Source organism: Candidatus Margulisiibacteriota bacterium, from assembly GCA_041658645.1.
In the GTDB taxonomy this organism is placed as follows: Bacteria; Margulisbacteria; WOR-1; order O2-12-FULL-45-9; family XYB2-FULL-48-7; genus JBAZZV01.
The window spans coordinates 1-18226 of sequence record JBAZZV010000008.1; the positions used below are offsets into that span (position 1 = coordinate 1).

Annotated in this window: 23 protein-coding genes; 11 read left to right on the top strand and 12 right to left on the bottom strand. The window is 49.9% G+C overall.

Features of this window, described 5'->3' with window-relative positions:
• Window positions 1–245 precede the first annotated feature (245 nt).
• Window positions 246–1814 (top strand): glycoside hydrolase family 130 protein, encoded by a 1569-nt coding sequence (locus WC903_07045; protein MFA5893693.1) that lies wholly within the window; start codon window positions 246–248, stop codon window positions 1812–1814.
• Here the strand turns inward: WC903_07045 and WC903_07050 are convergent.
• The 10 genes from WC903_07050 to trpC all read right to left on the bottom strand — a co-directional run bounded on the left by WC903_07050 (window position 1811) and on the right by trpC (window position 9669).
• The gene (locus tag WC903_07050; GenBank protein ID MFA5893694.1) at window positions 1811–2713 is read right to left on the bottom strand and encodes a Fic family protein; all 903 of its coding nucleotides are present in this window, start codon (window positions 2711–2713) and stop codon (window positions 1811–1813) included. The genes WC903_07045 and WC903_07050 overlap by 4 nt on opposite strands.
• A gap of 78 nt (window positions 2714–2791) precedes the next feature.
• Window positions 2792–5029, bottom strand: coding sequence for a glycosyltransferase (locus tag WC903_07055; GenBank protein ID MFA5893695.1), 2238 nt, complete (start codon window positions 5027–5029; stop codon window positions 2792–2794).
• 153 nt (window positions 5030–5182) lie between these two features.
• The gene (locus tag WC903_07060) at window positions 5183–5968 is read right to left on the bottom strand and encodes a hypothetical protein (GenBank protein ID MFA5893696.1); all 786 of its coding nucleotides are present in this window, start codon (window positions 5966–5968) and stop codon (window positions 5183–5185) included.
• Window positions 5969–6082: 114 nt separating this feature from the next.
• The gene (locus WC903_07065; protein ID MFA5893697.1) at window positions 6083–6547 is read right to left on the bottom strand and encodes a hypothetical protein; all 465 of its coding nucleotides are present in this window, start codon (window positions 6545–6547) and stop codon (window positions 6083–6085) included.
• A 12-nt stretch (window positions 6548–6559) separates the two neighbouring features.
• Window positions 6560–6976: a hypothetical protein gene (locus WC903_07070; protein MFA5893698.1), complete on the bottom strand. Its 417-nt coding sequence runs from the start codon at window positions 6974–6976 to the stop codon at window positions 6560–6562.
• Between the two features lie 74 nt (window positions 6977–7050).
• Window positions 7051–7284 carry a DUF167 domain-containing protein gene (locus WC903_07075; GenBank protein ID MFA5893699.1) on the bottom strand — a complete coding sequence of 78 codons (234 nt, stop codon included), beginning with the start codon at window positions 7282–7284 and terminating at the stop codon, window positions 7051–7053.
• A complete protein-coding gene (locus tag WC903_07080; GenBank protein ID MFA5893700.1) occupies window positions 7284–7571 on the bottom strand; it encodes a YbaB/EbfC family nucleoid-associated protein in 288 nt (95 codons plus the stop codon). Before WC903_07080 ends, WC903_07075 begins: the two co-directional genes overlap by 1 nt.
• Window positions 7572–7587: 16 nt before the next feature.
• Window positions 7588–7926 (bottom strand): histidine triad nucleotide-binding protein, encoded by a 339-nt coding sequence (locus tag WC903_07085; protein ID MFA5893701.1) that lies wholly within the window; start codon window positions 7924–7926, stop codon window positions 7588–7590.
• 1 nt (window position 7927) lies between these two features.
• Window positions 7928–8896 carry an NHL repeat-containing protein gene (locus tag WC903_07090; protein MFA5893702.1) on the bottom strand — a complete coding sequence of 323 codons (969 nt, stop codon included), beginning with the start codon at window positions 8894–8896 and terminating at the stop codon, window positions 7928–7930.
• On the bottom strand, window positions 8893–9669 hold the full coding sequence (gene trpC, locus WC903_07095) for an indole-3-glycerol phosphate synthase TrpC (GenBank protein MFA5893703.1): 777 nt from the start codon (window positions 9667–9669) through the stop codon (window positions 8893–8895). Before trpC ends, WC903_07090 begins: the two co-directional genes overlap by 4 nt.
• A gap of 17 nt (window positions 9670–9686) precedes the next feature.
• On the opposite strand from trpC, the gene rsmH reads away from it, so the two are divergent.
• Genes rsmH through gltX form a run of 3 tightly spaced genes read left to right on the top strand, consistent with a single transcriptional unit; the run spans window position 9687 to window position 12279 of the window.
• Complete coding sequence (gene rsmH, locus WC903_07100) at window positions 9687–10550, top strand: 16S rRNA (cytosine(1402)-N(4))-methyltransferase RsmH (protein MFA5893704.1); 864 nt, start codon at window positions 9687–9689, stop codon at window positions 10548–10550.
• Complete coding sequence (locus tag WC903_07105) at window positions 10547–10834, top strand: hypothetical protein (protein MFA5893705.1); 288 nt, start codon at window positions 10547–10549, stop codon at window positions 10832–10834. The genes rsmH and WC903_07105 overlap by 4 nt, the downstream gene beginning before the upstream one ends.
• An 8-nt stretch (window positions 10835–10842) precedes the next feature.
• Window positions 10843–12279: a glutamate--tRNA ligase gene (gltX, locus tag WC903_07110; protein MFA5893706.1), complete on the top strand. Its 1437-nt coding sequence runs from the start codon at window positions 10843–10845 to the stop codon at window positions 12277–12279.
• 138 nt (window positions 12280–12417) lie between these two features.
• Here the strand turns inward: gltX and WC903_07115 are convergent, their stop codons facing one another.
• Window positions 12418–12990: an NAD(P)H-dependent oxidoreductase gene (locus WC903_07115; protein MFA5893707.1), complete on the bottom strand. Its 573-nt coding sequence runs from the start codon at window positions 12988–12990 to the stop codon at window positions 12418–12420.
• 61 nt (window positions 12991–13051) lie between these two features.
• On the opposite strand from WC903_07115, the gene WC903_07120 reads away from it, so the two are divergent.
• From WC903_07120 to WC903_07150, 7 genes are all read left to right on the top strand, one after another.
• On the top strand, window positions 13052–13945 hold the full coding sequence (locus WC903_07120) for a VIT1/CCC1 transporter family protein (protein ID MFA5893708.1): 894 nt from the start codon (window positions 13052–13054) through the stop codon (window positions 13943–13945).
• A 14-nt stretch (window positions 13946–13959) separates the two neighbouring features.
• Window positions 13960–14112 carry a YHS domain-containing protein gene (locus tag WC903_07125; GenBank protein ID MFA5893709.1) on the top strand — a complete coding sequence of 51 codons (153 nt, stop codon included), beginning with the start codon at window positions 13960–13962 and terminating at the stop codon, window positions 14110–14112.
• Window positions 14113–14125: 13 nt separating this feature from the next.
• A complete protein-coding gene (locus WC903_07130; protein ID MFA5893710.1) occupies window positions 14126–14680 on the top strand; it encodes a zeta toxin family protein in 555 nt (184 codons plus the stop codon).
• 3 nt (window positions 14681–14683) lie between these two features.
• Window positions 14684–14857, top strand: coding sequence for a hypothetical protein (locus tag WC903_07135; GenBank protein ID MFA5893711.1), 174 nt, complete (start codon window positions 14684–14686; stop codon window positions 14855–14857).
• 41 nt (window positions 14858–14898) lie between these two features.
• Window positions 14899–15093: a 4-oxalocrotonate tautomerase DmpI gene (dmpI, locus tag WC903_07140; protein ID MFA5893712.1), complete on the top strand. Its 195-nt coding sequence runs from the start codon at window positions 14899–14901 to the stop codon at window positions 15091–15093.
• 157 nt (window positions 15094–15250) lie between these two features.
• Complete coding sequence (locus WC903_07145; GenBank protein MFA5893713.1) at window positions 15251–15784, top strand: ImmA/IrrE family metallo-endopeptidase; 534 nt, start codon at window positions 15251–15253, stop codon at window positions 15782–15784.
• 2 nt (window positions 15785–15786) lie between these two features.
• Window positions 15787–16161: a hypothetical protein gene (locus WC903_07150; protein MFA5893714.1), complete on the top strand. Its 375-nt coding sequence runs from the start codon at window positions 15787–15789 to the stop codon at window positions 16159–16161.
• A 279-nt stretch (window positions 16162–16440) separates the two neighbouring features.
• Here WC903_07150 and WC903_07155 read toward each other — a convergent pair whose 3' ends face one another.
• Entirely contained in the window at window positions 16441–18153 is a 1713-nt protein-coding gene (locus WC903_07155; protein ID MFA5893715.1) for a DUF262 domain-containing HNH endonuclease family protein, read from the bottom strand.
• Between the last annotated feature and the right edge of the window lie 73 nt (window positions 18154–18226).

Genomic DNA, 18226 nt, shown 5'->3' on the forward strand with positions numbered 1-18226 from the left:
CCTGTGTGCCTAGGTAGACTATATAGGGATGGTGCTGAACGGCCCGGGAAAGACGCACTATAATTGCCCAATATAAATGAATTCCAGGATAGGTTTTAGCCGATGATAGATGTCCCGCCAGGCTTCAGCCATAGGTCTTTATAAAGTAGGTTTTAGGCACGAATTAATTATAACATGCCTTTTCTCCTAACCTTCTTTTAGCGCTGATTGCTTTTTGGCCGCATAAAGTTTAGTATTACACCACCATGACCAAAGAGTCACCCGCCCCTTTTGGCAAAAACGCCGAGATTTTGATCGCCAATAAGCAGCTGGGCAAACCCGCGCTCCATGATCCGGTCATTATTTCGCGCTTGTTCAAGCGCATCACCAACAAAACCTTGAAAAACATCCGCCCGGACCAGCGCCGGGTCATTACCCGCCCTTTCCGTCCCGGCAGTGAAGCCCACACTATTAATATCGTCAATCGCCTCCTGGCGCTGGACGAACCCAAGGTTAAAGTACTGCTCCAGCAAACCCTCCAAGAGTTTGCGCACCGCCACAAGAATATTAAGTCTGTCTTGCTGAATAATTACCAGCGGATCGCCGGATACATTCAGGAGCCGGCGGCGCTATCAGACGAAAGAAAGCTCTTGCTCGGCTCTTGTTTTACGATGGAATACTCGATCGAATCGGCCGCCCTGTTCAATCCTTCGATCGTCATCTATCCCAAGCAGAACCAGATAAAGAAGGGGCAAACGCGCGTTATTTTTAGCTTCCGCGCGACCGGCGAAGGCCATATCTCCTCGATCGTTTTCCGCAGCGCCCTGATCGACCGGGATAATTCAATATTTCTGGAGCCGGTCAGCCCATTTATAGGCACACCCGAGATCGTCTTGAACGCAACCTACGACCGGGAACTTTTTAAGGCCAAACTGGAGGAGATGGGCCAGTTCAGCGAAGCGGCTAAGGCCATCCACCAGCCTTTACCGGCCAGCTTCACGCCGGACGAAATGAATCGGGCGATCAACGGCGTCCGTGACAGCGGCACCTTTACCCCCGCCGACCTGGATGACACCATCGGCCACATCCGCTGGCTGACGGAATCCAATTATGAGGTCTTTTTCCCGCACGGGCAGTTGATCTCGGAACGGGTGATCTTTCCCCTGTCGCAAAATGAAAGCAATGGGGTGGAAGACGCGCGCTTTGTCCGCTTTGTGGATGAGGACGGCAGCATCACCTACTACGCGACCTATACCGCCTATAACGGCCGGGGAATCCTGCCGCAATTGATCGAAACCAAGGACTTCCACCGTTTTAAGGTCTCGACCCTGAACGGCCCCATGGCCCGCAACAAAGGAATGGCCCTTTTCCCGCGCAAGATCAACGGACAATATGCCATGATCACGCGGACCGACGGGGAAAGCCTCTACTTAAGTTATTCCAATAATATCCATTTCTGGTATGAAGGGGTAAAAATCGAAACGCCGGCCAACAGCTGGGAGCTGGTCCAGATCGGCAATTGCGGCTCACCGCTCGAAACCAAAAAAGGGTGGATCATGCTGACGCACGGCGTGGGGCCGATGCGTAAATACTGCATCGGCGTGGCGCTTTTGGACCTGAAAGATCCCTCGAAGATCATCGGGCGGCTCACAGAGCCGCTGCTTATGCCGCGGGAAGAAGAGCGCGAAGGCTACGTGCCGAACGTGGTCTACAGCTGCGGCTCCATCATCCTCAACGGCGAATTGATCATCCCTTACGCCATTTCCGACTCGGAATCGCACGTGGCCAGCATCCCGGTGGACGAACTGCTGGAGAAACTGCTGAAGAAGCGCTAAGCCGCAAACAGCAGATTGTATCCTTTAATAACGCTGTCGCAAACCATCTGGGTTAAATTCTTAAAATCCCCCAGATCTCCCTTGCTTAACGCCAGGTAATACTTATACCTGTCCTCTATTTCGATGATCGCCGGCGGATATCCTCGGCTTAAAAGCTGGGTGTTCATGATGATACGGCCGACGCGCCCGTTCCCATCAAAAAACGGGTGGATACTTTCGAATTCATAATGATCACGGCTGATCTTTCTTATTATCTCTTTGCCATAATTATTCAAATCCTTGGCTAAAAAGCGCATTTTTAGCGGAACCAGTTGAGCCGCAGGTAGCGGTTTTTCCGTGTTCGTCAGATTAACATACCCGGTGCGGTATTTACCGGGAAGTTTATTGTTAAAATTATACATGACGATCGAATGGATCTTAAGAATAAAATCCTCCGTGATCTTAAAGCCAGGCTTAATAACCTCCAGCATATATAGCAAGGCATTGTGATGGTTAACCGCTTCTAAAACCTCAAATAATTCCTTCCCTTTCACTTTTTTCCCTTCTACCGCCATGGCTGTTTCTTTTAAGGTCATACGGCTGCCTTCTATCGCGTTTGAATTGTAAGTCATTGATATGAAGAATTTTTCTCTTATCAGGGGATCTTTTTTCAGGAGCTTGATCGGATCAGGAATATTTTTCCTTATCTTTTCAACCCAATCGGTAATATCAATATGCGCTTTAAAAAGCTCGTCAATATCTTTTGATTGGGAAGAATGGGGATTTACCCCTTTATCAAGCCACCGGTAAACGGTCTTATAGCTAACTTCAAGCGCTTTGGCCAGTTCGCTCCGGTTAAGGCCCGCTTCTTTTATCAGCCTGTTTAATTTATCTTTATCGCTGATCGTGTATTTCGGCATATATAATATTATAGGACATATGTCCTATAATATCAATGGCTATTATTGGGCCATATGTCCTATCGCGAGCCGGGCCTTTTAAGCCACACTGGCGAGCTCATATTCTTCGATCATGGCCAGCAGCGCCATGAGAAAAGAAACGGTGCTCTCGCCGCCCTGGTTCAGACTGACCCCCTCCGGCAGCAAGCCGTCGGCGCACCCCTTGGTCTCGTGATCGTACAAAGACATCCCCATGTCGTTCTCACCAAGGAACCAGCCGAAGGCCTGGCGCATCTTCTTTAAATATTCTTTATCTCCGGTCACCCGGTAAGCCGACTGATAAGCCAGGACCATGGCTGCGGCATCAATGGGCTGCTGGTCATATTTGGCCTTGACCCCGCCTCTTTTATACCAGCCGCGGGAGCCGACGATCGACAGTCGTCCATTGTGAGTAATTGTCTTTTCTAAGAACTCTAATGTTTCCTGGGCAACCTTTAAGTATTTTTCCTCGCGGAGAATGGAATAGGTCTGGAACAGGGCCATCGGCATGATCCCGTTATCGTAACAGATGATATCCTCGAACCAGCGCCAATTGTCGTCCGAAACATCTTTGTACAGATCCAATAAATAGTCGGCGCATTCACGCAGTTTGGCGGTCACGCTCTCATCCCCTTGGTAACAGCGCAGATAGGAGACCAACCCCAGCATGGCCAGGGCTTTGCCGCGCAGGTTCAAGCCGTGGACGTGAGGCAAGGCCTTCTGGAAACACTCATAAGCCAGGGAGCGATAGGCATTGCGCGGCGGCCGCCAGATGATATAGCCGAGCGCCCAGAGCGCCCGGCCGACCGCGTCGTCTGACCCGGTCTCGTCCAGGAAGTGGCGCTGGTAATCAATAAAATTACGGAAGCGCCCGTCGGGGGTTTGCATAAAATGGGTAAAGCTGAAATAGGTGGAGATCAGCTCCTTGGCGTCCTCGCCGCGCAAAAGGAAAAAAGCCCAGGCGCACAACATCAGCGCGCGGGAGTTGTCATCCAGGCAATAACCGGTCTGCCGGTCGGGGACGATATACTTGGCATGCTGGATCAGCCCCGTATCATCGGTCAAACGCTTTAAGTGCGCCAGGTCAAAGGGCGGTTCGCGCAACAGCAGGGCGGGGGTTTTTAGCGTTAACGATCTTTTGGTCGCGGTGGCCGCTGTTTGCTTGAATATTCCCAGATACTTTTCCGCGACTTTTTCCCAACGCATCTGCCGCCCAAATTTATAGGTTTTATCGCGCAGCAGTTTTAACGTCGCCTGGTTCGACAACAGGTCGCGCAGGGCCGCGGCCAGCGCCGCGCTGTCCCCAAAGTTGATCAATCGTCCCCGGCCTTCGGCCAGCAGCTCTTTGGCGTGCCAGTAAGGGGTAGAGATGATGGCGGTCCCCGCCCCGACCGCATAGGAGAGCGTCCCGCTGACGATTTGGGCCTCATTCAAATAAGGGGTAATATATATGTCCGCCGCCATCAGCCAGGCATAGAGCTCCTCCAGGCTGACAAAACGGTCATCAAAGATCACCTGCTCCTGCAGACCCAGCTTATCAACCAGCGCGATCAGTCCCGCCCGGTATTTTTCGCCATATTCCTTCAGGACGTTGGGGTGGGTTTTTCCCAGCACGATATAAATTAATTTAGGAAAGTCCTGGACCAGCTTGGGGAGAGCGTTTATGACCGTCTCGATCCCTTTGTTCGGGCTAAGCAATCCAAAGGTCAACAGGGTCTGTTTCCCTTCCACCTGGAAACGTTTTTTGTAGTGGCCGTTATCCAGCGAGGAAAAATCGGGCGTGCCGTGATAAAGGGTCCTGATCTTCTCGGCCGGCACGGCGTAAACATCCTGCAATAAAGTAACGGCCAGTTTACTCATCACCACCAGATAATTGGCCCGCTGAGCCATCTCCTGGATGATCTTTTTCTGGTTGGGGGTCGGATTTTTGAGCACCGTGTGCAGGACCACGACCACCGGCACGCTAAGGCTGGAGATCAGGGAGAGGATGTAAATGCCATCCCAGCCGCCGTAGATCCCGTATTCGTGCTGGACGCAGACCACATCGGCATTACTGGCATTGATAAAATTGGCCGCTTCAAAATAATCTTTCTGTTGGGTTTGCCGCAGAGTGAAGGCCACTCGACGCGGATAAGCGTAGCCTTGGTCGGTGTCGTTGACGGCGAGCGCGAAGACATTCGACCGGGGAGAGAGGAGTTTAGCGGTCGCCTCGCACAGATCGGTCGTAAAAGTGGCGATCCCGCACAGGCGCGGGGAATAATTACCGACAAAAGCGATATTGAGCTTCGGTTTCAACATAACCTCTAACTTTACCCGTTATCGTTCAGAGTTGCAACCTGCCTGCTCCGGGGAGCGCCGCTCGAGAATAGCGGAAGCAGAAGAAAAGAAACGGGGACCAACCCGTTTAAAGTATCCATGTTCCCTTTAAAAAGAATTAGGTCCCCGCTTTTGCTACAGAGCGATCGGCTGGCAAACTGAGAGACTGATACCCTTGGAAGTGACGGTGTTCGAGCGGACAACACTGTATCCGATCTCAAATCCGGTCTTCCCTAATCCCAGGCCTAAGTCAGCAGTGATGCCAAAGTAGACATCGCCGCCGATCTTACCGCTGGTCTTCCCGTTGCCGTAGACAACGTAGTTCAATCCGCCGGTAAGGTAGCTCTCTTGACCACCCATCCACTGCGGCAAGTTGATAACGCCGCCGCCGTAGACTGGGACAGCCTTTAAGCCTCCTCCGCCCATGACATAACCTGTACCAACCTTGAACTTCACGGCATTGGCCGACAGGCCAACCATGGGCCCAAGACCGATAAAGTCATCCAACACCAGGTTGCCCATCGCCCCGATGGAACCGGAGAGCGATCCCTTTCCAGTGCTGATATACAGACCGGAGAGAGAAGTGTTGAGCCCCATTCCGAACAATCCAGCGGAAGCGGCCGGCTTAACGACGACCGGAGCTGGCGGAACAGGAGCGACTGCCTGTGGTGGCGGTGGTGGCGCGACTTCCAGCGAAGCTTTCAGCTTGTTCCAGCGAGCCAGGGTCGCGGATTTTTCGCCTTTCAGCATAGTGACTTTTGCACTCTGCTTAGCCTTCCGCGCTTTGATGATCTTTGCGTCGATCACCTTCAGATAATCCCTAACCGCTTGCTTTTCCTCATCGATCGTCCGGCCAAAAGCAACGCTGGAGACTGAAGCCATGAAGGCCATGACCACAAATAATATAATAACTTTCTTCATTAATTTTCACCTCCTTTTTGTTTAGATTTTAACCCAAGTAAATTATAGCCCTGACAACTGCAATGTCAAGCCCAATCAAGGGGACATTCTGGCCGAAGGCGCGGGTTTTAATGTTTAATGCTTGCGGCCGCGGCCTTCATTTTTCCTGCCCTGCCCTTTCAACTGCCCGCCCTGCTTTTTCGACTGCCCGTAATTATTTTTCCACTCCCCGTAATTGATGTGCCGCTCATTCTTATAGACCGTACGGTAATTCTTCGGCACTTTGAACAAATATCCGGGAACATAGCTGCGTTGCACGATCCCCCACGGCCCCCGGTACTGGCTTGACCGGTACCAGCGATCGCCTCGCGGCGACCACCAGTAACCGTTATAGAAAAAGACGTCAAAACTGACACCCGGCACAAAATAGATGCCGGTCTGCGGCATCATGACCACCGCCGGAGGCGCCGACACGACTATAGGCGGCGGACCTATATTAACGTTGACATTGACCTCCGCCTGGGCCGTTGCCGCGAGCCCGATAACCAGGAGCGCGAAGATCAAAACAGGTCCAAATAAACCGCCAAGACTTTTACTCATGTTCATCCCCCCTTAAAAGAAATATCCCGCCTGAAACTGCAGTCGGCCGGACTTGACCACGTCTATACCAACTTCCAGGAACAAAGGAGTCACCTCGAGGAACCGTTCAAAAACAAGGGAAATATATGGGCCGGCCGACGTCTGATCGCCCAGATATCCCACCAAGCCGCCGCTCATAAACATCGGGGAGCCGCCCCTTATATTGGTCAGGAACCATTTTCCGCCAACAAAGAGAATACCCGGCGTATTTGACGTATTGGCTTCAAAACCAAATCTTAACGCCGCTCCGTTCGTGAGGCCGCTTTCCGCCATTAGCCCCAGCGCCACGCCGTCCCTTATCCCGCCGATAACAGCCGGTTGAAACGCTAGACTGCTCGATCCCAAAAGAAGGACCATAAACGCGACCACGGAAATTATCTTGTTTTTCATATTCTCTCCTTATTAACTATATAAACTATATTATGTAAAGTATGCGCCGCGTCCCTGGCCTGTCAAGCCCTTACCTAAAGTTTGGGGCGGGGGGGGGCGTACTCGACGATCTTATCCCGGCTCTTGGCGCCGCGAATGATCGTTAAGGCCGAACGTTTGACGCCAAGATGCTCCGCCAGAAATTCGAGCAAGGCCTTATTGGCCTTCCCCTCGATGGCCGGCGCGGTCAGGTAAACTTTGAGGCGGCCGGGTTCCTCTACCGCTTTATTCCGTTTGGCGTTGGGGACGACCCGAATATTTAACCGCATTACATTCCGGGGAGCTGCAAGCCGCCGGTCAGCTTCGACATCTTTTTGGCCATGTCTTCTTTGGCGGTTTTCAGGCCGCGATTGACCGCGTCTTTGACCGATGATTCGATCCGGCGCTGATCGGTCATTTCCGCGGGAATAGACAGTTCCCTGATCTCCATCTCGCCGTTGATCACGACTTTAACGCCGTTCGCTTCGGACTCATACCTGGCCCGTGACATTTCGTCTTTCAACTGCTTCGCCTGTTTCATCATCTCCGCCATTTTTCCTAATTTACCAAAGTCCATATTTTCTCCTCCTTCGTTACCCCGGGGGCCAGTTAAAATCCCGCCCGCCGAGCAAGTGAACGTGTAAATGGTCGACCGCCTGGCCGGCGGCGCGGCCGTTATTGATGACCGTCCGGAACCCTTTTGCCACCAGACCTTTCTCCCTGGCCAGTTGATTAACTATCCGGAAAACCTCGGCCAGGATAGCATGGTCCGTGACACTGGCCAGCGCCGAAATATGTTCTTTGGGGATGACCAGGATATGGGTCGGCGCCTGCGGCGCGATATCGTTGAAGGCCAGCACTTTATCGTCTTCGTAAACCACACTGGCCGGGACCTGTTTGCCAACTATTTTGCAAAAGAGACAGTCAGGCATGCTAATAGCTCACTTTCAGCTCGACGATCCGGTGGTTGCCGGAGTCGGCAACGTACAATTTTCCCTGGTTCCCAACGCATAAGCCGATCGGGTTATTGAATTCGCCCCGCCCCAGCCCTTTCCGGCCAAAAGAGAGGACAAATTTACCCTGCCGGGTAAAAACCGCGATCCGGTTATTACCGCTATCGCTGATGTAGATCAACTTATTATCCAGCGCGATCCCCTGCGGCAGCAAGAGCTCGCCCGGCCCGCTCCCGCCCCGGCCGAACGAGAAGAGCGGGCGGCCGTCATCCGAGAACTTCTGGACCCGGTTGTTCCCGGTATCAACGACAAAGACGCTTCGGTCACGGTCAACAGCGACATCGGTCGGGCGGTTAAGGAAGCCCGGCCCGACGCCGAACCCGCCGATCAAACCGAGGAAATTTCCCGACTCATCAAACTTGAGGATCCGGTCATTGCCGCTGTCGGCGACATAAAAGTTCCCCAGCGGATCAACGTCGAGCCCGGCCGGGTCTTGCAGGAGGCGGTAACCGTATTCGCCGGTCGCCACGTAGTTAAGGAAGTTGCCGCGGATATCGAAGAGCTGGACCCGGTCGTTATCCTTCTCGGCGACATAAAGGCGGTAATTAAAGTCGACCGCGATCCCGGTCGGAGTGTTGAATTTGCCGGCCTCCGCGCCAAAGCCGCCGAATTGGGAGACGAACCCGCCACTCCTATCGAGCCGCTCCACCCGATTATTCCCGGTATCGGTGATGAACATATCCCCCAGTCCTGTTTCCAGATTGCCGACCAGCGGCACCTTAACATCCTGGGGGAAATAGAATTGCCGTTCGCCCGAACCAGGGAGGCCGTAATCCCGCGAGTATTCAACGGTCGGATTGATGACCTCGGTCGTCGTGGGCAATTCCCCCATCGCCAGGACTCCGGAACAGAGAACGACCACTCCAACCAGCGCGAGCAACTTTCTCATCCCAGCAACTCCTTTATTTTGGCTGCGATATCGCCGCTCCGGAGGAGGCTTTCACCGACCAGGAGCCCGGAGACCCCTTTCGCCCGCAAACTACTGGCCTCTTCACCCGTTTTGATCCCGCTTTCGGCAATGACGACCCGCGCCCGCAATTCCGGGAACTTGTCCAGCAAGCGGTGGCTGGTTTGGAGGTCAACGGCTAGCGTGTCCAAATCGCGGTTGTTCAGGCCAATGATCTCGGCGTCGGACTTCAGCGCCCGCTCCACTTCAGGCTCGTCATGGGCCTCGACCAAACAGCTTAGCTGAAGGGTGCGGGCCAGGTCAAGATATTCCGCTAATTGAGCGTCGGAGAGCAACCGGACGATCAGGAGGATGGCATCGGCCCCGGCGACCCTCGACTCATAGATCTGCGCGGCATCGATAATAAAGTCCTTGCGCAGGACCGGGATAGTGGTCGGGTCTTTCACCTCTTTCAAATGCCCGAGCTTTCCCCCAAAATACTTTTCATCGGTCAGGACCGAGAGCGCCCCCGCCCCCGCTTCTTCATACTGCTTGGCCAGGAAGACCGGTTCGAATTTTTCGACGATGACACCGGCCGACGGTGAGGCTTTTTTCACTTCGGCGATCAAGGCAAATTTACCCCGGCCAAACGGCCGGGCAAAGTCGCGCGGCGGGGGGAGGGCCTGGCAGGCTTTTTTGACTTTCTCGACGTTCAGGTGGGCCTGGAGGGCCGCCACTTCACGATGTTTACTAGCCACGATCTCTGCAAGGAGCATAGTGTTATAATACTAACATGACAGCTACCCCCTATCAACACACTCCGGTCATGGCCCGAGAGGTCGTGGAACTCCTCGCCCCAGCCGACGGCAAAACGATCGTTGATTGCACCCTGGGCGGCGGGGGACATACTTACAACCTCAAACTTCAAACTTCAAACCTCAAAATCATTGGGTTTGACCAAGATACGGAGGCGATCACAGCCGCCAAAGAGAAGCTAAAACAGTTCGACGGCATCACTTATATTCACGACAACTTCTCCCAGCTCAAGAAATACCTGAAAGAGCCGGTCGACGGCTTCCTCTTCGATCTCGGGGTCTCTTCTTACCAGATCAACACGCCGGCCCGCGGTTTTAGCCTGCAGCATGACGGGCCGCTCGACATGCGGATGGACCCGGGCGGGGCGATGACCGCGGCCGACCTAGCCAATCATTATTCGCTCGAGGAGCTGACCCAGATCATCGGGGAATACGGGGAAGAACGGTTTGCCGGCCGGATCGCCCGGTCGATCGTCAAATCCCGCCCGCTCTCGACCACCGGCCAATTAAAAGAGCTGATAGAAAAAGCGATCCCGACCTGGCGCAAACGCGAATCGGTCACCCGGGTCTTCCAGGGACTTCGGATCGCGGTCAATGACGAGCTGAATGTGCTAAAGTCCGCCCTATCCGATTCAATCGCCCTGTTAAAACCGGGCGGCCGGATCGTCGTCATCGCCTACCATTCGCTGGAGGACCGGATCGCCAAACACACTTTCCGCGAGGCCGCCCAAGATGGTAAACTTAAAGTGTTGACCAAAAGACCACTGGCCGCGACTGAAGCGGAAAGAGAGGAGAACCCGCGCGCCCGGAGCGCCAAACTGCGGGCCGCCGAAAAGTTATGAACCGAAATAAAGATTTCCGCCTGGCTGTTTCGACCCTCCTCGTCTTTCTTTTGCTCGCCGGGGTCCACCTCTTCATTTACGCCCAGAACATCAACCTGACCTACCGGATCAACGACCAAAAGATCAAGCTGAACGAGACGATCAGCCGCCGGCGCCAGCTCGACAGCCAGGCCGCCCGGGGCGAGGACCTGCCGCTGATCGAAAAGAAAGCCCAGGCGCTCGGCCTGGTCTATCCCGAAAAGGTCCATTACATCATCGTCTCCCGCGAAGCCGGCGTGTTATAATCCTGGTTATGGTACGCGTACGTTTTGCCCCTTCGCCCACCGGCAATCTGCACATCGGCGGCGCCCGCACCGCCCTTTTCAACTGGCTCTTCGCCCGCCACCACGGGGGGAAGTTCATCCTCCGGATCGAGGATACGGACCAGGAACGCTCGACCGCCGAAGCGGTCAAGGCGATCCTCCACGGGCTGGACTGGCTCGGGCTGGACTGGGACGAAGGGCCGAGTGTCGCCGGTCCTCACGGCCCCTACTACCAGACCGAACGGCTCGCCCTGCACCAAAAACATGCCGATCAGTTAGTCAAAGAGGGCAAAGCTTACTATTGCTTTTGTACGCCCGAGGAGCTGAAGAAAAAACGGGAAGAGGCTGAAGCACGCAAAGAAGCGCCGCGCTATGACGGCCACTGCCGCAAGCTCGCCGAAGACGAGATCAAGCAAAAACTGGCCGCCGGCCAACCGCGCGTCATCCGTTTCCTGATGACCCCGGTCGGGGAGACGGTCGTTGATGATATGGTCCGCGGCCCGGTCACCTTCAAGAACGAGGTGCTCGATGATTTCGTCATCTTGAAGTCCGACGGTTTTCCGACCTATAACTTCGCCTGCGTCATTGACGACCACCTGATGGAGATCTCCCACGTCATCCGCGGTGATGACCACCTCTCCAACACCCCGCGACAGATCTTGCTCTACCAGGCATTCGGCTGGAGCCTCCCTCGCTTTGCCCATATCCCGATGATCCTCGGCAGGGACCGGGCCAGGCTGTCCAAGCGCCACGGGGCGACCTCGGTCGTCGACTATGGCGCGATGGGTTATCTCCCCGAAGCGATGCTCAATTACATCGCCAAGCTCGGCTGGGGACATGGCGACCAAGAGGTCTTCACCCGCCTGGAGCTGATCGAAAAGTTCGGGCTCGACGGCGTCACCAAGAACCCGGCAATTTTCGATCTGGACAAGCTCAACTGGCTCAACGGCCAGTATATCCGGAAGATCTTACCCGAGCGGCTGGTCGATCTCTGCGAAGGGCTGCTGCTCGACGCCTACGGCAAAATTGAATTAGAGTATCTGAAAAAAGTTGTCCTCGTTTTCCAGGACCGGCTCGTCCTGATCAAGGATATCGTCGAGTTATCGTCCTACTTTTTCCGGGACGAATTTGACTATGACCCGAAAGGGGTCGAGAAGCACTTTAAAACACCGCACGCCAAGCAAATCCTGACCACGCTAAAAGGGCGCCTGGAAAAACTCGAGCCGTTCACCAAAGAAAACATCGAGCCGATCTTTAAAGGTTTAGCCGAGGAAATGAAGGTTAAACTCGGAGTAATAATCCACCCCTGCCGCCTCGCCCTCTCCGGCCGCTCCGAAACCCCGCCGATGTATGATGTGGTGGAGATAATCGGAAAAGAAAAGGTCATTGCCAGACTAGCAAAGGCTATCGCTACGCTGCCGTCTTAACCTCAAACCTCCAACATCCAACTTCAAAACAAAAGGCAATTAACAAATCATAAATACCAAAATATTTAGTATTTAATTTTTGATATTTTGGATTTGTTTTGAAGTTTGAGGTTTGAAGTTGGATGTTAGGCCGTCGCTCTATCGAACGCTCTGCAAGGCCTTTGTCCACCAGGCCATCTGGTCGAGAAAAGTGTTCGCGAACGGCTTCATCGGCTCAAAGAGAGCGTTAAAGTCCCCCTCTTTTTGGGCCAACCCCGCCCGAAAGATATCGATCGGGACCTGCAAGGCCGCTTCGATCGGGACCAGCCGGAGTTCGATCGCCACCTGCCGCAACTGCTGGACCGAGCGCGTCCCCATGGCACTGCCATAGCTGACAAAACCGACCGGTTTCTTCCCCCACTCGACGGCGACCGTATCGAGCGCGTTTTTCAGCACTCCCGGATAACCGTGATTGTATTCCGGGGTCACTATAATGTAGCCGTCCCCTTCTCCGATCTTGTTCGCCCACCGTTTGGCGATCTCGCTGGAATAATTTCCCTTGAGCATCGCCGGCGGAAGCGCTTCGTCATAGAAAGGAAGGGGGTAATCGCGCAGATCGAGGAGTTCAAATTCAAAATCAGTCCTCGTCTTGGCCAGCTCGAATAACCAACGGGCCGGTTTCTCGCTGAAGCGGTTCTGTCTGGTGCTTCCCATGATGATCTGTATTTTCATAGTGCCCGGATTATACCTAACGCCATTCAATGTTGCAACAACAAGGGGTATAATGTGGGCCATGAACAATAATTCCCCGTCAACCGGACAGCTCGGCCGCAAAACCATTGGGCTTCTGCTGAATTTTCAAAAGAACGAGATCAGCGAGCATCTTATTTACGCTCGGCTTTCCGCCTTGGCCAAGACCGACAACAATCGTTCAATTATTGCTAAAATATCCGCCGACGAGCTCCGGCATTATAATGTATATAAAAGCTACACCAAACAGGATGTTAAACCGAACCGTTTTAAAATCTGGTGGTATCTTTTCCTCGCCCGGATATTTGGCATCACTTTTAGTATCAAGCTGATGGAGAACGGCGAAAAAGGGGCGCAGGAAGTTTATCGGCGGATGATCGGCATTCTTCCCGAGATCGAGCAGATAATCAAGGACGAGAGCGGTCACGAGAACGAGCTGGTCAAGCTGATCGACGAGGAGAAGCTGAAATATATCGGCGCGGTGGTGCTGGGGATGAATGACGCGCTGGTCGAGCTGACCGGCACCCTCGCCGGCCTGACCTTTGCCCTGCAGAACGGAAAACTAGTCGGCGTCGCCGGGCTGATCACCGGCGTCGCGGCCGCGCTCTCCATGGCCGCTTCGGAATATCTCTCCGCCAAGGTCGACGGCCACATGAACCCCCTCCGGGCGTCGTTTTACACCGGGCTGACCTATTTTATCGTCGTCTCTTTTCTCGTCCTCCCATTCTTATTGCTGAATAGCCCATTCATCGCTATCCTCTTCACGCTTCTGACCGCCGTCATCATGATCGGGCTCTTTAATTATTATTATTCGGTGGTCAAAGAGGTGGCCTTCCCCCGCCGCTTCGCCGAAATGCTGGCCATAAGTCTCGGTGTCGCCTTTTTAAGCTTCGTGATCGGCTTGATCATTAGGCAGTTCTTGGGAATAGATGTCTAAAAGGAGGCTTTAACATGGCAATTGATCTCGTTTGCGGCATGACGGTAGACGAAAAGACGGCTAAATGGATCGCGGAATATAAAGGGCAAAAGTACTATTTTTGTAATAAGCCCGATATGGAAGCGTTCAAGAAGGAGCCGGAGAAGTATATTTCGAAGACCGAATAAAAGAAATAAAAGTATGGATAAAAGAACTAAACGTTTCATAGTTTTGGCCGGCGCCAATGGCACAGGCAAAACAACTGTGGCGAATGAATTGCTTAAAGAATATTCGCTTGAATTCTTGAATGCTGACCTGATCGCGATTAAAGCCAAAAGCAGAATAAGTGCGGGAAAAATGTTCATTAAAATAATGGACAAAGCGATCGATAGAAAAGCGTCCATCGCGGCAGAGTCCACCCTATCAGGCAGCTCTCTTGCAAAAACGGTCAAAAAAGTTAAAAGACTTGGTTATCGCGTTTCAATTATATATATTTTTGTGGATAATCCCAAAGTCGCGCTCGAGCGGATAAAAGTCAGGGTAGAAGCCGGGGGCCACGATGTTCCAAAAGAGGATGTTATTAGGCGATTTTATCGAAGCAAAGAGAATTTTTGGCGTATCTATAAAGATATTGCGGATGAATGGACAATACTCTATAATGGCATGGAGAGGCTTGTTCCAGTGGCCGCCGGAGGAAAGTCGGGCTTTGAGATCATGGATGACAGCCTGTTCAATCTTTTTAAAAAGGGCAAATAACCAATGACAAGCAAAACTCTTGAATTTTTCCTCGAAATGCTCCGAATTGGTAATCGCGCGGTTAAAATAGCTCAAGATAAGAACCGCAAAAAAGGCATTGCTAACGTTTACGTGAAGCATGAAAAGATCTACTTTGAACTGCCCAACGGGAAAATAACCACAGTCAGCCCCTTTTGATAAAAGCAGCTTTTTAACCAGTTTAAGGAGGTAGTATTTCTATGCCAAGCGCGGAAATTACCGGACCGAAGATCGAGAGTGTGGAACTAAAGCGGGCGCTGGTCAAGGAAGTGACGGATGCGATGGAAAAGGCTTATAAATTCCCTCGCCAGGCCTACGTCGTCACGATCACCGAAACCTCGCCGGAGAATGTGGGAGTTGGCGGGGTTTTGATAGCGGATAGGCAGAAGAAGTAGGGAAGTCATTAGCTAGGACGATTAACCTCGTCTGCTGTATGACTGTCGATGAAGGTGGTTGGAATACGTAATTAGTCTTGAATACTCTCTGCGTACTTATGCGTTTTCTTTTCACACATATCACTTTGATGTATAATAACAATAAAGGGGCTTCAACATGGCATCATTAGCTGAAATTTCCACAGAAGCGGAAGAAATAGCTTGTAAATATAACCCCGATGGCTTATCACCCTTCCCCTTTGAGAATATTCTACAAGACAAATCAGATCTAAAAATACTTGATTCCTATAAATTGCCTGAAAATGTGTCTGGCGCGATTGTTTTAAATAATGATGTTAATAAATATTTAATATTAGTAAATAAACAAAAGCCAGTTACTAGACAATATTTTACTACCGCGCATGAAATTGGTCATTATTTTCTACATAAAGAACAAATCAAAAGCAGCAACATTATTGTTGATTATGAAGATTTACTCGATAGCAATAGCGCCCTCTTTAGAGCGGATTCTATAACAACTAATCAGATTGAAAGAGAAGCAAACAATTTTGCCGCAGTACTTCTTATGCCGGAGAAATTAGTGCGAACAGTGTGGGCAAAACTCAATAACATAGAAGAATGCGCGAAAGTTTTTAATGTTTCTGTAATAGCAATGAGCATCCGATTGGGGAAGTTGGGCCTGGCAATATAATAATGGCTAAATTAAACGATAGTAAGATCAATGATCTCATAAAACAATATGCTACTGAATTAATAGGAACATCGCATATAAGGATTCCTAGTTATGGCATTAAACCCGAACCCGTCGAAGATAAGGCAGCTTATCGGCACAAAGAGCTTGAGAACGAATCTTTTGCGCAAGATATTCATCTTAAAAGGATAACACTTATTATATTGTTTTGTTTTCTAGCCATAGAAACAATCGTGGTTTTTGTTTTTACTGGCCTCCAGGCAACAAAACTATTTATTCTTGAGGAGTGGAGCTTTAAGCTACTACTTATTTCCACAATTGTTCAAATTACTATTATGCTAAACGTTGCCGTTAAACATTTATTCCCTAATAAATAATCGTCACAATTTAATATTTTCTTCCCCTCCATTTAAATGTTCGATAAGAGGCTAATGTTACAGATACAGATAATATTCATATTTTCTGTGTTTCACACTGTCACCGAAAACCCGCCGGAGAATGTCGGGGTTGGCGGAGAGCTAATATCTGATAGAGGTAAGAAGTAATCCCCCGCTGTCTGGACCCAAACATATAAAAACATCAAATTATGCGGCGTCGCAGACTCTATTTAATAAAAGCAATTTAGTAATATACCTACTGTTTATATGAAGAAGCGCTTATGATATTTTCCATATATTATTATATGCCTCGTCTGCCATAATATTCGTTCTTTCTCCTATTGTTTCCCCATTCCATATTTTGGTTTTTTCCAAATATTCATCTAAAGGATATTTGCTTTTTTTAAGCATTTTTACTTTATCCTTGAAGCTTTTACTTTTCAGTTGCTCGCTATTTGCCTCTTTAGTAACCAAAATTAAATTCCCCAACTTGCCACATACTTGTTCAGGTAAGCCATCAGAAATCAAGCGCTGAGAAGCGAGGTGCTCAATTGTTGTCTTTTCCTTATCTATTGGCAATGCATTAAAATAGTTGATATGGTATTTTGTTAATATATATTTTACAATCTGCTTCTGCTTAGTCATTGATTCAGTATAATATATTTCATTAAAAGCAATTCTAAATTCATCTATACTGGGGATTCTTTCCCTCAATTTCGCCTTAAAGTCGCGGAGCAATCTGACCTTCTCTTCTGATGTTTTGGCGTTATCAACATCTATTGCCGCCTTAACATACATAGCAGATATTCCGCCTGATGAGCGCGTTGAAGTTACCGCAGTAAAAATAAAATGAAAATTCTCTATTGCTGTAAATATATCTTGAACGTTTTTTATTTTCAAACTTTTTGCTCGATATGAACGCAGGACTGATAATATCAGGGGCACTTGTTGCTTTACTTTAAATACTTGCAACGCATTTAAAGAAGCTTTTATTGCGCCCTCTTCTTGGCTCCATTTTATGTAACCAGTCTCATGTATTTGGCGATAATAATCTGCATTAAGATAAAGATCATCCAAGAATGCTTGAACTTCAGGCCCTTTAATTACTAACCTAATCTCCTTAAAAAGCATTTTTGATGGCAAATAGCTATATTTTGAAAGCCAATAGTGATGAATATAGGTATCAACATCTATTTCCGCAGACGATCCATTGATAACATCTTTTATCTTTTCCCAGGTCATTTTTGCGCTATCAACATCTGTTGTCTCTGGCCTAATATTTTTTGTAATAAAGTTCCTAAGTAAATCCGATATTGTTAAATCTTTACCTCTTGTATTTAGAGTTTCAAATATGATGTATGCGTCATCCTCTTGTTTTAGCTTAATAAATATCAGTTTTAGAGATAATATTTTATCTCTAATAGAAGTCAGCAACTTCTCAATTTCTGACTTGCATCTTTCCGCTCCCATAGAAGGGGTACCCTTAACTGCCACGATTGAATCGCGTATCAATTTGGTCAATAGTTCGTAAGCATTTTTAATATTAATTTCTTCCGGCTTAACGGAAATGGGTTCGCCGCTGCTTTTATACTTAAGAATGTTTTCTTGAAAATAAGGGTATGAGGTTTCGGTCTTCAAAACAAATTGTTTTTGATTTTTGTTGTTTACTTTTTCTATAATATTTTGAGTACCGAGGGCGTACTCATTAAACGATTCTTCCTCAAATACGTTACGCAATGCACAAAGCAACATTATAATTGAAGTCAGGCGCTGTTGCCCATCAACAACATTCAAATATCCATTATTGCCTGGGAACACCACCATTGATCCAATAAAATAATCGTCATTAGACTTTCTATCAGCGATCGAATCATTCCAAAAATCCATAATATTTTCTTGATCCCAAGAATAAGGCCTTTGGAATCTTGGAATGCAATAATAATTTGATGCCAATAACTCATCGACGGTCTTATCAATTGATTTAATTTCCATTGTATTACTCCTTATTTAAATTAGGACTGTGCCACTACAATCTGTCCAACAGGCCAAATCTTCTATGCAACTT